We start from the raw sequence: 12,900 nt of genomic DNA, 5'->3' as shown, positions 1-12,900 counted from the left end.
CTCCTCAGGCGTTCACGACGGGCGTGATCTTGACCGCGCATTTCTTGTAGTCGGTCTGCTTGCTGATGGGATCGGTGGCGTCGAGCGTCACCTTGTTGATGAGGACCGTCTGGTCGAAGAAGGGAACGAAGACCAGGCCGCGCGGCGGCTTGTTGCGCCCGCGCGTCTCGACCCGCACCCGCACCTCGCCACGGCGGGAGGTGACGCGCACCTCCTGGCCGCGCCGGACGTTCAGCTCCTTGGCGTCGTCGGGGTGCATGAAGACCACGGCATTCGGGAAGGCCTTGCGCAGTTCGGGAACCCGCATGGTCATCGAACCGCTGTGCCAATGCTCGATCACGCGGCCGGTGCTGAGCCAGAACGGATAGTCGGCATCGGGCGCCTCGGCCGGCGGCTCGTAGGGCAGGGCGAAGACGTTGGCCTTGCCGTCCTTGTTGCCGTAGAAGCGCATGCCCTCGCCAGCCTTCACATACGGGTCGGAGCCTTCACGGTAGCGCCACTTGGTCTCCTTGCCGTCCACCACCGGCCAGCGCAGGCCGCGTTCCTGGTGGTACTGGTCGAAGGGCGCCAGATCGTGGCCATGGCCGCGGCCGAAGGCGGCATATTCCTCGAACAGGCCCTTCTGGACGTAGAAGCCGGCTTCCTTGGCCTCAAAGTTGTTGTAGTTCGAGTCGAGGTCGGACAGCGGGAAGCGGTCGACCTGACCGTTGCGGAACAGCACGTCGTAGAGGGTCTTGCCGCGCAGCTCCGGCTTCTTGTTCAGCAGCTCTTCCGGCCAGACCTCTTCCACGGTGAAGCGCTTGGAGAACTGCATGATCTGCCACAGGTCGGAACGTGCGCCGTCCGGCGCGTCGACCAGCTGGCGCCACAGCTGGGTGCGGCGCTCGGCGTTGCCGTAACCGCCCTCCTTCTCCACCCACATGGCGGTGGGCAGGATCAGGTCGGCGGCCAGCGCCGTGACGGTCGGGTAGGGATCGGAGACGACGACGAAGTTCTCCGGGTTGCGGTAGCCGGGGAAGGTCTCCTTCGCCGTGTTCGGGGCCGTCTGCATGTTGTTGTTGCACATGACCCAGTAGGCGTTGAGCTTGCCGTCCTTGAGCATGCGGTCCTGCTGGACGGCGTGGTAGCCGACCTTGTCGGGGATGGTCCCCTCCGGCAGCTTCCAGATCTCCTCGGCGTGTTTGCGGTGCTCTGGGTTGGTCACCACCATGTCGGCGGGCAGCCGGTGGGAGAAGGTGCCGACCTCACGCGCGGTGCCGCAGGCCGACGGCTGGCCGGTCAGCGAGAAGGGACCGCTGCCGGGCTGCGAGATTTTGCCGGTCAGCAGGTGGATGTTGTAGACGAGGTTGTTCGCCCAGACGCCGCGGACATGCTGGTTGAAGCCCATGGTCCAGAAGGACACGACCTTCACCTTCGGGTCGGCATACAGCTCGGCCAGCGCCTCCAGCCGGTTCTTCGGCACGCCCGACAGCTCGTGCGCCTTGTCCAGCGTGTAGGGTTCGACGAACTTGGCGAACTCGTCGAAGCTGATCGGGTCGGAGTCGTTGGCGTTGGCGGCGTTCTTCGCCTTCTTCTCCAAGGGGTTGTCGGGACGCAGGCCATAGCCGATGTCGTCGCGGCCACGCTTGAAGTTGCAGTGCTTCTCGACGAATTCCTTGTTCACCCGGCCGGTCTTGATGATGTGGTTGGCGATGTAGTTCAGGATCGCCAGGTCGGACCCGGGGGTGAAGACCAGGCCGATGTCGGCGAGGTCGAAGCTGCGGTGCTCGAAGGTGGAGAGGACGGCGACCTTGCAGCCGGGGTGGCTGAGGCGGCGGTCGGTGACGCGCGTCCACAGGATGGGGTGCATCTCCGCCATGTTGGAGCCCCACAGCACGAAGGCGTCGGCCTGCTCCATGTCGTCGTAGCAGCCCATCGGCTCGTCCATGCCGAAGGTGCGCATGAAGCCGGCCACCGCCGACGCCATGCAGTGGCGGGCGTTCGGGTCGAGGTTGTTGGAGCGCAGCCCGGCCTTCATCAGCTTGGAGGCGGCATAGCCCTCATAGATGGTCCACTGGCCGGAGCCGAACATGCCGACGGCGGTCGGACCCTTCTTCTTCAGGGTCTCCTTCCACTTCTGCGCCATGATGTCGAAGGCGGCGTCCCACGTGATCGGCTCGAACTCGCCGTCCTTGTCGAACTTGCCGTCCTTCATGCGCAGCAGCGGCTGGTTCAGCCGGTCCTCGCCATACATGATCTTCGACAGGAAATAGCCCTTCACGCAGTTCAGGCCGCGGTTCACCTCGGCCTTCACGTCGCCGTGGGTGGCGACCACGCGGCCGTCCTTGACGCCGACCATCACGCTGCAGCCGGTGCCGCAGAAGCGGCAGGGGGCCTTGGACCAGTTCAGCTTGGCGCCTTCACCGGTCAGGATGTTGGCGGCGGATGCGGGCAGCGAGATTCCGGCCGCCGCGGCGGCGGCAGCGGCGGCTTGCGCCTTCAGGTATTCGCGGCGGGACAGGAACATGGCAAGGAGACTCCAGTCTTGGAGGAAATTCGGTCGGAAGAGCGGATGCGGCGCGCCCGGATGGCGGTGCCGTCAGGCGGCGTCGATCGCGTCCGCGGGTTCATAGTGGTGGTAGACCATGGTGGTGCTGTGCACGCCGGGGACGGCGTTCAGCACGGCGATGCGGTCGACGACCTCGGCCGCGCTGGCGGTGACCAGGGTCACCACCGCCTTGCCGTTCTCCGCCGCGCACCACTCCAGCCCGGCGACGGAGGCCGCCGCCTCGCGCACCGCGTCCGTGCGGTCGGGGCTGTGCTGGATGACGAGGCTGGAGATGTGGACTTCGGGGGCGCGGGGCATGTCGGGGACTCAGTGGGTGAGGAGCTGGTACATCCAGATCGAGAAGCCGTAGGCGGAGACGGTGCCGACGGCGATCACCGGCCAGACCAGGAATGCCAGCGACAGGAACATCAGCCCTTCGGCTCGGCGGGTCGGAGCCGGCGCGGAGTCGGTCGCCTTCCGGTCGGACGGATGGGACAGGACGGGGGAGGGGATGGGCCTCATGGCGGCACTCTCGGTCGGAGCGGGAACGGTTTGAGCCGGTCGCGGCAACCAGTCCTTCTGGTTGGTCCTTAGGTACCGGTTTTCGGCCCTGAGTATCGGTACTTTCCGGTGGACTGGAATTGATACAGGTCAAGCGGAGCCGTACACGCCCTGTGACGGAATGGCGCCTTGCGCCGCGCGGGCGCTCCGGCCCCGGCTGCGCTAGACTGGCGGCGAGGGCATGAACCGGAGGCTCCGGTTTGCGATAGGATGGACCATGGATTTGCTGCGCTCCTACTGGTCGTCGGCCGAACTGGTGACCAACGGCTTGATTCTCCTTCATCTTTTAGGGGCTTTGGCGGTCGGGCTGCTGCTGGGGTACGAGCGCAGCTATCACGGCCGGGCGGCCGGGATGCGGACCTATGGGCTGGTCTGCCTGGCGTCGGCCGCGCTGACGGTGGTCAACGCCTACCCGTCGATGTGGTATGGCGGCATCGGGACGCAGGGGGCGGCGCAGGGGGCGGCGCTGGCCGGGGATCCGACGCGGGTGATCCAGGGCATCGTCACCGGCATCGGCTTCCTCGGCGCCGGGGTCATCATGCGCGAAGGGCTGTCGATCCGCGGCCTGTCCACCGCCGCGTCGATCTGGGCGACCTCGGCCATCGGCATCATCATCGGGCTCGGCTTCTATGCGGCGGCCGTCGCCGGAGCGGTGCTGTCCATCCTGGTGATGAGCCTGCTGCGGCCGATCGAGCGCCTGCTGCCCCACCAGTCGGTGGTCCATCTGATGCTGGTTTTCCCCCGCGACAAGGCGCCGCCGCCCGAGGCGTTGCGGGCGCAGGCCAAGGCGCACGGGTTCGAGGTGATCGACTGGGCCTTTCACCTCGCCAGCGGCAGCGGCCAGTTCGAATGCCAGCTGGTGCTGCAGGGAAAGGGCGACCCCGATCCGATGGCGCTGGTCGGCGCCCTCGCCTCGACCGACGCCGTCGTCGAGTTCAGGCTGTCCCCCTCGCGCATCTGAGCCGGTCTAAAAAAAGCACGGAAATTCAGGAAGACAAAATGCATACCAGCTTAATCTTTTCCTAAAACTTTAGCTTTATCGATGCCTTACGATGACGACGGACTTGAACAACGGCCGTGAGGACGGAAGCGGGAAAGGCTGTTTGCCGGCCCGGCGGACCGTCGGCGGCACACGCGACGCGGCTCCCGCGGCTTCGATGTCCGTTCGTCTTCGCCGGATCGCAAGGCTGTTCGTCCTGCTCTGGGCGGCCCTGCCGTGGTTCGCCGGTGCGGCGCATGCGGCGGGAGCGGCCATGGAGCCATTGCTGCTTGGCCCCACCACCACCAGCGCGACTCTGGCCGGCCATTTCGCCCGGCTGGTCGATCCCGACCGCAAGCTGGACTTCGCCGAGGTTCTGAAAGCCGATGCCGACGGCGGGATGGAGCCGCGGGAGGATTTCCGCGGCGCCGGCCAGACCCGCGATATCCATTGGTACCGCTTCGACCTGATGCGGGCACCCGGCGCCCCGGCGGACTGGCTGCTGGAGATGGGCGAAGCCTATATCGACCATCTCGACCTGTTCATTCCAAAGGCCATGGGGCCAAAGGCGACGGCAGCAGCAGGACGGCCGCAGGAGCCCGCCGCCTATCGGCTGGTCCGGCTGGGCGATTTCGTTCCCTTCAGCCAACGGCCGATGAAGACCCGGCTGCACGCCCTGCCTCTGACCCTGCCGGAGGGAAAGCCGGTCTCGCTTTATCTGCGTGCCGATTCGGTCAGCGCCATCCGTCTGTCGGCGCGGGTGTGGGCGCCCGCCGCCTATATCGGCCACCAGACGACCGATCTGCTGTTCCAGGGGCTTTTCCTGGGGGTGCTGGGCATTCTGGTCCTGGGCTATGTCGCGCTGGGCCTGCTTCTGCGCGACGGGGCGCTTCTGGCCTACACCGGCTATGTCGCCACCGTCTTCTGTTACTACCTGTTCGCCAACGGCATCGCCGCCACCCTGCTGCCGGACCTGCCGGGCTGGTTCATGAACATGATGGTGGGCAGCAGCGGTTTTCTGGGCTTCGCCGCGGCGTTGATCATGTGGGTGTACATCCTCGATCTGCGGACCCGCGCACCCTGGCTGCGCCGCTGTTACCAGGGGCTGGCGCTGCTGGCCCTGCTGATGCTGCCGTCGACGGTCTCTCCGCTCTATACCCTGACCAACCCGATCGTGACGGTGTCGGCGCTGATCGTGGTGGTGGTCGCGTTGGTGCTGACCGCGCGGATGGCCTGGCTGAACCGCGATGACCCGACCCCGCGCTTCTATCTTGCCAGTACGCTGATCTCGCTGTGCGGTCTCCTGCTGACGCAGATGTCGCTGCGCGGCGTCCTGCCGGCCGATTTCGCCGTCGCCGATCCTTACCAGATTTCCTCGATGCTGGCGGTGCTGGTGCTGGGCACCGGTCTGGCCCTGCGCATCGGCCGGTTGCAGACGGAGCGGCTGCGCGCCCGCGAGGAGTCGGCCTTCGCCACCAAGCGGGCGGAGGAACAGCGCAGCTTCGTCGCCATGCTGTCGCACGAATTCCGCACCCCGCTGGCCTCCATCGACAGCGCCGCGCAGATGATCGAACTGTCGGGTGCGGTGGAGGCGCCGTCGGCGCTGACCCGGCTGCAGCGCATCCGCAACACCACCCGCAAGATGGCGGATCTGGTGGAACTGTTCCTGTCCGCCGACGCGCTGGACCAGGGCGCGCTTGCCCTGAAGCCGGAGCCGGTGGTGCTGGGCCAGCTGTTGGAGGAGGTTCGGGCCGGACTGACGGGGACGGAGGCGGAAGAGCGTCTGGAGTTGTCGGTGGAGGCCCCCGACCGCGCGCTTCTGGCCGACGCGCCGTTCCTGGGGGTGGCGATCGGCAATCTGGTACAGAACGCGCTGCGCTACTCGCCTCCGGACACGCCGGTCCGGGTGAGCGCCGGCGATGATGGGGGCGGCATCGTCATCCGCGTCGCCGACCAGGGCAGCGGCATGAGCCCCGACGAGGTGGAGCGCATCGGTTCGATCTATTTCCGCGCCTCGTCCTCGCGTGGGACCAAGGGGTCGGGGCTGGGGCTCTACATGACGCAGAAGATCGTCGCCGCCCATGGCGGAACCCTGACGGTGGAGAGCGTGCGCGACGAGGGCTCAGTCTTCACCATCAGGCTGCCGGACGGCGGCGCTCAATTGCCGGTTCCCGGCAGGCTCGCCGCGCAATAGCGGCGGCGGTTCAGTAAAGCGACTTTGGAATACGCTCCGCCAGCGAGCGGTCATAGGCGTCGCCGCCCTCGCGCCCGGCACTGGCCTCCGCCAGCAATGCGCCGGTCGAGGGCAGGTCGCTCCGCGGCACCTGGGCCGCCGGATCCCACAGACGGGAACGCAGCAGGGCGCGGGCGCACTGGAAGAACACCGTCTCGATGGTGACCACCAGCACCGACTTCGGCGCCTTGCCGTCGACGGCGAAGCTGTCGCACAGCACCGGATCGGCGTCGATCATGGCGCGACCGTTGACTCGCAGCGTCTCGTTCAGGCCCGGCACCAGGAACAGCAGCCCGACCCGCGGATCGGCGAGGATGTTGCGCAGGCTGTCGATGCGGTTGTTGCCGCGGCGGTCGGGGATCAGCAACGTGCGGTCGTCGGCCACCCGGACGAAGCCCGGCCCATCGCCGCGCGGCGAGGCGTCCAGCCCGCCCGGTCCGCTGGTGGCGAGGATGAGGAAGGGCGACGCCTCGATCAGCGCGCGATAGCCGGGGGTCAGCGCCGGCACCTCCTTGGCGATGGAAGGGCCGGCCGGCTCGCCATAGAGGGCTTCAAGGGCGGCGAGATCGGTGATGAGGCGGCTCATTTCGACTCCAGCAGGAAATAGACGAAGTCGATCGACGGCGCGTCCAGCCCGAACTGGCTCAGCAGTGTGTGCGCCTGCCCACGATGGTGGGTTTGGTGATTGAAGATATGGGTGACGATCTGAGCGAAAGGCAGCTCATAAGGCGTGCCGGCCATGCTGCGGTAGGAGAGGACCGACTCGAACCGCTCGGCCGGAGTCGCGGCGACAACGCGCAGGATGCGCTCGTCCTCCGCCTCGCGGGCGGCGCGCAGGCCGGCGAAGTCATCATAAAGGATTTCGTCGAGCGACGACGGCTTCGGCCCGCTGCCCTCGATCCGCTCCAGCCACACCCGGTCGGCGACCAGGATGTGGTTCAGCGTGCCGCGGAGCGAGCCGAAGAAGGCGCCGCGATCCTCGCGAAACTGGGCGTCGGACAGCTGGGCCGCCACCTCGTACAGGCGGCGGTTGGACCAGCGGTTGTAGCGGGCGAGGGTCTCGAAATGGGGCTTGGGGTCCATGAGAAGCCTCTTACGGGGGAGAGAGGATCAAACCCCCGCGCGCTTGGCCGACAGGCCGGCGTGGGACAGCAGGACTTCGCGCTTACCCTGGTGGTTGGCGGGGCCGACCACACGCTCGGTCTCCATCCGCTCGACCAGACGGGCGGCGCGGTTGTAGCCGATCTGCAGCTGGCGCTGGATGAAGCTGACCGACACCTTGCCCTCGCGGACCACGAGGTTGACGGCCTGCATGTAGAGGTCGTCGCCGGTCGCGGCCGAACCGCCCTCCTCGTCCTCCACCGCGGCGGTTTCCTCCTCCTCCTCGGTGATGGCGGTGACGTAGTTGGGGGCGCCCTGGGCCTTGACGTACTGGACGATCTCCTCGACCTCCGAATCGGAGACGAAGGGACCGTGAACGCGGGTGATGCGGCCGCCGCCCTGCATGTACAGCATGTCGCCCTGGCCCAGAAGCTGCTCCGCCCCGGCTTCGCCCAGGATGGTGCGGCTGTCGATCTTGCTGGTGACCTGGAAGCTGATGCGGGTCGGGAAGTTGGCCTTGATGGTGCCGGTGATGACGTCGACCGAGGGACGCTGAGTCGCCATGATCAGGTGGATGCCGGCGGCGCGCGCCATCTGGGCGAGACGCTGGATCGCCGCCTCGATCTCCTTGCCGGCGACCAGCATCAGGTCGGCCATCTCGTCGACGATCACGACGATATAGGGCAGCGGCGTCGGTTCCGACGGCGTCAGGTCGAAGACGTTCTCCGGCTCGCCCGGCGCCGGGGCGCGGCGCGGCATCTTCTCGCCGGCGGCGATCATCTCCGTCATGCGGGCGTTGTAGCCCTCGATGTTGCGCACGCCGAGCTTGGACATCGCCTCGTAGCGGCTTTCCATCTCGCGCACGGCCCAGCGCAGGGCGACCACCGCCTTCTTGGGATCGGTGACGACGGGGGTCAGCAGGTGCGGGATGCCGTCATAGACCGACAGCTCCAGCATCTTGGGATCGACCATGATGAAGCGGCAGCGCTCCGGCGGCAGCCGGTAGAGCAGTGACAGGATCATGGTGTTGATCGCCACCGACTTGCCCGAGCCGGTGGTGCCGGCGACCAGCAGGTGCGGCATGCGGGCGAGGTCGGCCACCACCGGCTCGCCGCTGATGTCCTTGCCCAGAGCGATGGCGAGCTGCGCCGTGGTGTTGCGGAAGGCGTCGTGGTCGAAGCTTTCGCGCAAATAGACCATCTCGCGCACCGGGTTCGGCAGCTCGACGCCGATGACGCTGCGGCCGGGGACGATGGCGATGCGGGCGGTGACCACGCTCATCGAACGGGCGATGTCGTCGGTCAGGTTGATGACGGTGGCCGACTTGGTGCCGGGCGCCGGCTCGAACTCGTACAGCGTCACCACCGGGCCGGGGCGCACGTCCATGATCTCGCCGCGGACGCGGAAGTTCTTCAGGACGGTTTCCAGCATCCGCGCGTTGCGGGCCAGCACCGATTCGTCATGCTGCTGGACCGGGCGCGGCGGCGGGTTCTGCAGCAGCGAGACGGCGGGCAGCGAGTAGACGGCGGGATACTCCACCGGCTCCGCCGGAGCGGCAGGCGCGCAGGGTGCCACCGCCGCCGGCATGGGGGCCGGAACGGGGGCTGCGGCAGCCGGGGCGGCCTCGCACGGGGCGGCGGCGGGCGCTTCGGCCTCCGCCGGGTCGCGCGCCTCATAGGCCCATTCGACGCCGGACAGGAAGGCGAAGCCGGCGACCACCGCCAGCGCCTCGTCCGACAGGTTGGTGGAATAGACGGTGCCGGCGCGCGGCGTGCCGGGCAGAACCTCCACATCCCACATCACGCGGCCGTCGGGGCGCGGGTTGGGGGCGAGGTTGAAGGGGCGGCCGTTCAGCGCGCACCACAGATTGAACTCGTCGGCGGTCACCACGCCCGCCTGGGTGGGCGGGGCGGCGAGATGCGGCATACGCGGGGTCATGCCGAGGCTCCCGGCTTCTGAACGGTGAGGGGGACTGGACCGGAGGAGGAGCCGCCCGGCAGGGGTGGGCGCGCCGCCAGCTCGCGCGGCGTCATCTCGTAGGCGGCGACCAGCAGCTTGTCGATGCTGACCCCGTCGCTGGACATCGGCAGCACCAGCCGTTCGAAGCTGCGGGTGCGCCCGCTGAAGACGGCGGTGTGGACACGGGCGACGGGCAGCCGTTCGCGGCGCACCGTCTCGTATTCCGGCTGCAGCAATGCCCGCTGTTCGGGCGGCAGATCGTCCAGCGTGGCGCCCAGGCGCGACTGGCCGAATGCGGCGGCCAGCGCCTTGCCGTAATAGGAATAGACGAAGGTGCCGGATTCCTCCCCGATCACCTCGAACACGGCGATGTTGTCCTTCCACGGCCGCAAATCGGCCGGGGCGATGCTGCTGGGGACCGGCGGACGGCCGGCGACGGATTTGGTGAGCCAGAATTCGAGCAGGCCGCTGAGATACGGCGTCGCCAGCTCGGTTCTTTCCTTGGTCATGACAATCGCAGCTGGACGGGCGGCGCTCCCGCGGGGTAACGCCGCCGGAGCTTTCAAGAGCCGCCCGAACCATACCCGCAAGGGCCGGTGTGGCGCAACCGCAAGGGCTAAGCCCGGCAGGGGCGCCGCACCCCTGTGTTTACCCGCGCATCATCAGGCCGCGCCAATCACGCCGCGCAGGTGACGCCGGTGCCGCCCAGCCCGCAATAGCCGTTGGGATTCTTGGCGAGATACTGCTGGTGGTAGCCTTCGGCGAAGTAGAAGGGTGGGGCCTCGCGGATCTCGGTGGTGATCGGGCCGTAGCCGGCCTGGGCCAGCCGCTCCTGATAGGCGGCCAGAGTCGACTCCGCCGCCGCCTGCTGGGCGGGGCTGTGGGTGTAGACGGCGGAGCGGTATTGAGTGCCGACATCGTTGCCCTGGCGCATGCCCTGGGTCGGGTCGTGCGATTCCCAGAAGACGCGCAGCAGATCCTCGACCTTCACCATCGCCGGGTCGTAGACGACGCGCACCGCCTCGGTATGGCCGGTGCGGCCGGAACAGACCTCTTCATAGGTCGGATTCGGGGTGTGGCCGCCCTGATAGCCGACGGCGGTCACCCAGACGCCGGGAAGCTGCCAGAACTTGCGCTCCGCCCCCCAGAAGCAGCCGAGCCCGAGGTCGATGACCTCCAGCCCCGGCGGATAGGGTCCGGTCAGGCGATGGCCGTTGACGTGATGCTGTTCGGGAACCGGAACGGGTTGGCTGCGGCCGGGCAGCGCCTCCTCCGGCGTCGGCAGCGTCGCCGGCTTGCGCAGAAAATGCCCCAGCATGGTCGAGTCTCCCATCAATGACGATCCTGTGGATCGATGACGATCCGTTGGAGGGACCACTTATGTCGGGTGGCGGGCCGACCGCGGCAAGGTGGCGCAGGGGGCGGAAGGCGGGAAGGGGGATGTCGTGAACCTTCGGGCGTTTCCATGCGTTTGACCAGAGGACCCGCGAGGATCTTGAACAAGGAGAGCCATCATGGCCAGCAGCACAGACGACCGTCTCATCCAGTCGCTGATCGATCGTGGCCGCCGCAACGGCAACCGCCTGAGCGCCGAAGCGCTGGGCGAGATCCTGCCTGTCGATACCATGACCCCGGAGGAAACCGCCGCGGTGATCGAGCGGGTGGAGGCTGCCGGAGTCGAGGTCGAACTGGACGATTCCCGCCTGATGCGCGGCCGCCCCAATCCGGCATTGGCGCGCCAGCGCGGCGACTATCACCGCGGCGACGGCGTGGTGGATATGGCGAGCCCGGCGGCCCCGGCGGTGTCGGCTCCGGGTGCGGTTCCGTCGCGCCATGGCTGGGCCGACGACATCGCGGACGGCCATGCCGGCGGCCATCACGGCAATGCGCCGACCTGGAAGCGTGACGGCGTGGAACTGTTGCCGCTGGCTTCCATGGCCGTGGTTGCGGTGGTGCTGATCGCGGCGCTCGGTTAAGCCGGCTTACCCGGCGGCCAGCGCGTGGATGAGGATGGCGGCGGTGGCGGCGACGTTCAGCGACTGGACGCGCCCGCTGCCGGGGATGGTCAGCACCGCTTCGCAGGCTGCCAGCGTGGCCGGCGGGATGCCGTCCTCCTCGTTGCCCAGCACGACGGCCGGCGGCTTCACACTCTGTTTGCCGCGCCAGCCGGTCAGCGCGCCGGCATCGACCGTCGGCCGGGTCTGGTCCAGCGCCGTTCCGAACACCCGGTGGCTGGCGCGCAGCCGCTTCAGCACGGCCGGCAGGGCGGGGGCTCGCTCCAGCGTCACCCACTCGAACCCGCCCTCCGCCACGCGATAGGCGGCTTCCGACGGCAGGGCCTGGCCGGGATGGTCGGAGACCAGGACGCGGGGCAGGCCGAAGAAGGCGGCGGTGCGCAGGATGGCGCCCAGATTGTGCGGGTTGCCGACGCCGTCGAGGATCAGCAGCGGCTCCGCCGCCCGGCGCGCGGCCTCCGTATCGAACAGCGGCAGCGTCCGCGGCGCCATCAGCGCCACCACCCCGCCATGCAGCACGGTGCCGGCGACCTTCGCCAGTTCGTCCGCCTCCACCATGCGGTAGGGCTTGCGGGCCGCCGCCATCGCCTTGCAGTAGGCGCCCACCGCCGGTTTCAGCCGCTCGTCGAAGAACAGGCGCTCCACCCGCTCCGGCTCATGGGTGAACAGGGCTGAGACGGCTGCCAGCCCGGCGACGCGGAACAGCTTGCGCTGGTCGACGCCGTCGGGTGCCGGGACGGAGGGGGAGGGATGGGCGGCGGTCCGGGAACGGGCGCGGCTGGGTTGGGGCGGGCGCCCGCGCGGAGGCATGGAGGTCCTGTCTGTCTGGGAAGAGGTGGCGGCCTACAGCAGCTTCACCACCAGAAAGCCGCCGACCAGCGCCACCGCGAACACGCTGGTGACCAGGGTCAGTCGCTTTTCGATGAAGGCGCGGATCGGCGGACCGAAGAAGTACAGCAGCGCCGCCACCAGATAGAAGCGGATCGACCGCGAGATGATCGAGGCGCCGATGAACACCCACAGCGGCAGATGCGCGACGCCGGCGGTGATGGTCAGCAGCTTGTAGGGGATGGGCGTCATGCCCTTGATGATGAGGATCTCGGCCCCGTACTCGACGAAGGTGTGGCGCAGCTGCTCGAACTTGTCGGTCAGGTGATAGAAATCGATCACCCAGCGGCCGATGGTCTCGTACAGGAAATAGCCGATCATGTAGCCGGCGATGCCGCCGACGACGGAGGCCAGCGTGCAGATCGTCGCCAGCTTCCACGCCGCCTTGCGGTTGGCCATGACCATCGGCACCAGCAGCAGGTCCGGCGGCAGCGGGAAGAAGGAGCTTTCGGCAAAGGATACCCCGGCCAGCCAGGCGGTCGAATCCTTCGACGCGGCCTTGGCCATGGTCCAGTCGTAAAGACGCTTCATCATGAATGGTCCGCCCTTCGTCGCTGCCGTTGCGGTGCACAAGGCATCTTTTAGGCGCGACGGTCGCGGTGCGCCAGTGCCCAATTCGACCGCCCCCGGACAGGGT

The 12,900-nt window shown here is 68.0% G+C and carries 13 protein-coding genes; 3 read left to right on the top strand and 10 right to left on the bottom strand.

Annotated features, from left to right (window positions below; translation table 11 throughout):
- Positions 1-4 precede the first annotated feature (4 nt).
- The 3 genes from napA to ACCD06_RS15430 form a co-directional block, all read right to left on the bottom strand.
- A complete protein-coding gene (napA, locus tag ACCD06_RS15440; protein ID WP_413341635.1) occupies positions 5-2,506 on the bottom strand; it encodes a nitrate reductase catalytic subunit NapA in 2,502 nt (833 codons plus the stop codon).
- A gap of 72 nt (positions 2,507-2,578) precedes the next feature.
- The gene (locus tag ACCD06_RS15435) at positions 2,579-2,845 is read right to left on the bottom strand and encodes a chaperone NapD (RefSeq protein ID WP_109075228.1); all 267 of its coding nucleotides are present in this window, start codon (positions 2,843-2,845) and stop codon (positions 2,579-2,581) included.
- 9 nt (positions 2,846-2,854) lie between these two features.
- Positions 2,855-3,049 (bottom strand): periplasmic nitrate reductase, NapE protein, encoded by a 195-nt coding sequence (locus ACCD06_RS15430; RefSeq protein ID WP_109075229.1) that lies wholly within the window; start codon positions 3,047-3,049, stop codon positions 2,855-2,857.
- A 256-nt stretch (positions 3,050-3,305) separates the two neighbouring features.
- On the opposite strand from ACCD06_RS15430, the gene ACCD06_RS15425 reads away from it, so the two are divergent.
- Both ACCD06_RS15425 and ACCD06_RS15420 read left to right on the top strand, forming a co-directional pair.
- Complete coding sequence (locus ACCD06_RS15425) at positions 3,306-4,049, top strand: MgtC/SapB family protein (protein ID WP_109075230.1); 744 nt, start codon at positions 3,306-3,308, stop codon at positions 4,047-4,049.
- A gap of 196 nt (positions 4,050-4,245) precedes the next feature.
- Positions 4,246-6,261 (top strand): ATP-binding protein, encoded by a 2,016-nt coding sequence (locus ACCD06_RS15420; RefSeq protein WP_413341632.1) that lies wholly within the window; start codon positions 4,246-4,248, stop codon positions 6,259-6,261.
- A 10-nt stretch (positions 6,262-6,271) separates the two neighbouring features.
- Here ACCD06_RS15420 and ACCD06_RS15415 read toward each other — a convergent pair whose 3' ends face one another.
- The 5 genes from ACCD06_RS15415 to msrA form a co-directional block, all read right to left on the bottom strand.
- Positions 6,272-6,886, bottom strand: coding sequence for a pyridoxamine 5'-phosphate oxidase family protein (locus ACCD06_RS15415; protein ID WP_413341630.1), 615 nt, complete (start codon positions 6,884-6,886; stop codon positions 6,272-6,274).
- On the bottom strand, positions 6,883-7,383 hold the full coding sequence (locus ACCD06_RS15410; protein WP_413341628.1) for a DinB family protein: 501 nt from the start codon (positions 7,381-7,383) through the stop codon (positions 6,883-6,885). Before ACCD06_RS15410 ends, ACCD06_RS15415 begins: the two co-directional genes overlap by 4 nt.
- Before the next feature lie 27 nt (positions 7,384-7,410).
- The gene (locus tag ACCD06_RS15405) at positions 7,411-9,339 is read right to left on the bottom strand and encodes a DNA translocase FtsK (RefSeq protein ID WP_413341626.1); all 1,929 of its coding nucleotides are present in this window, start codon (positions 9,337-9,339) and stop codon (positions 7,411-7,413) included.
- A complete protein-coding gene (locus tag ACCD06_RS15400; RefSeq protein WP_109073318.1) occupies positions 9,336-9,869 on the bottom strand; it encodes a PAS domain-containing protein in 534 nt (177 codons plus the stop codon). The genes ACCD06_RS15405 and ACCD06_RS15400 overlap by 4 nt, the downstream gene beginning before the upstream one ends.
- A gap of 167 nt (positions 9,870-10,036) precedes the next feature.
- Positions 10,037-10,678 (bottom strand): peptide-methionine (S)-S-oxide reductase MsrA, encoded by a 642-nt coding sequence (msrA, locus tag ACCD06_RS15395; RefSeq protein WP_109073319.1) that lies wholly within the window; start codon positions 10,676-10,678, stop codon positions 10,037-10,039.
- Between the two features lie 196 nt (positions 10,679-10,874).
- Here msrA and ACCD06_RS15390 point away from each other — a divergent pair, with 196 nt between their 5' ends.
- Positions 10,875-11,336, top strand: a complete 462-nt coding sequence (locus ACCD06_RS15390; protein ID WP_109073320.1) for an RNA polymerase sigma factor region1.1 domain-containing protein — start codon at positions 10,875-10,877, stop codon at positions 11,334-11,336.
- Between the two features lie 6 nt (positions 11,337-11,342).
- On the opposite strand, the gene ACCD06_RS15385 is transcribed toward ACCD06_RS15390, so the two are convergent.
- Positions 11,343-12,185, bottom strand: a complete 843-nt coding sequence (locus ACCD06_RS15385; RefSeq protein WP_413341623.1) for a TrmH family RNA methyltransferase — start codon at positions 12,183-12,185, stop codon at positions 11,343-11,345.
- A gap of 33 nt (positions 12,186-12,218) precedes the next feature.
- Positions 12,219-12,797: a YqaA family protein gene (locus ACCD06_RS15380; protein WP_109073322.1), complete on the bottom strand. Its 579-nt coding sequence runs from the start codon at positions 12,795-12,797 to the stop codon at positions 12,219-12,221.
- Positions 12,798-12,900: the final 103 nt, after the last annotated feature.

The organism is Azospirillum sp. CT11-132, assembly GCF_047302835.1.
GTDB lineage: Bacteria > Pseudomonadota > Alphaproteobacteria > Azospirillales > Azospirillaceae > Azospirillum.
Note: the sequence above shows the minus strand (reverse complement) of the source record. Positions and strands in the feature narration are given on the sequence as shown.

Excerpts from the sequence above, each read along its gene's own strand:
- napA (WP_413341635.1), bottom strand. The coding sequence starts at position 2,506 with ATGTTCCTGTCCCGCCGCGAATACCTGAAGGCGCAAGCCGCCGCTGCC.
- ACCD06_RS15435 (WP_109075228.1), bottom strand. The coding sequence starts at position 2,845 with ATGCCCCGCGCCCCCGAAGTCCACATCTCCAGCCTCGTCATCCAGCAC.
- ACCD06_RS15430 (WP_109075229.1), bottom strand. The coding sequence starts at position 3,049 with ATGAGGCCCATCCCCTCCCCCGTCCTGTCCCATCCGTCCGACCGGAAG.
- ACCD06_RS15425 (WP_109075230.1), top strand. The coding sequence starts at position 3,306 with ATGGATTTGCTGCGCTCCTACTGGTCGTCGGCCGAACTGGTGACCAAC.
- ACCD06_RS15420 (WP_413341632.1), top strand. The coding sequence starts at position 4,246 with ATGTCCGTTCGTCTTCGCCGGATCGCAAGGCTGTTCGTCCTGCTCTGG.
- ACCD06_RS15415 (WP_413341630.1), bottom strand. The coding sequence starts at position 6,886 with ATGAGCCGCCTCATCACCGATCTCGCCGCCCTTGAAGCCCTCTATGGC.
- ACCD06_RS15410 (WP_413341628.1), bottom strand. The coding sequence starts at position 7,383 with ATGGACCCCAAGCCCCATTTCGAGACCCTCGCCCGCTACAACCGCTGG.
- ACCD06_RS15405 (WP_413341626.1), bottom strand. The coding sequence starts at position 9,339 with ATGACCCCGCGTATGCCGCATCTCGCCGCCCCGCCCACCCAGGCGGGC.
- ACCD06_RS15400 (WP_109073318.1), bottom strand. The coding sequence starts at position 9,869 with ATGACCAAGGAAAGAACCGAGCTGGCGACGCCGTATCTCAGCGGCCTG.
- msrA (WP_109073319.1), bottom strand. The coding sequence starts at position 10,678 with ATGCTGGGGCATTTTCTGCGCAAGCCGGCGACGCTGCCGACGCCGGAG.
- ACCD06_RS15390 (WP_109073320.1), top strand. The coding sequence starts at position 10,875 with ATGGCCAGCAGCACAGACGACCGTCTCATCCAGTCGCTGATCGATCGT.
- ACCD06_RS15385 (WP_413341623.1), bottom strand. The coding sequence starts at position 12,185 with ATGCCTCCGCGCGGGCGCCCGCCCCAACCCAGCCGCGCCCGTTCCCGG.
- ACCD06_RS15380 (WP_109073322.1), bottom strand. The coding sequence starts at position 12,797 with ATGATGAAGCGTCTTTACGACTGGACCATGGCCAAGGCCGCGTCGAAG.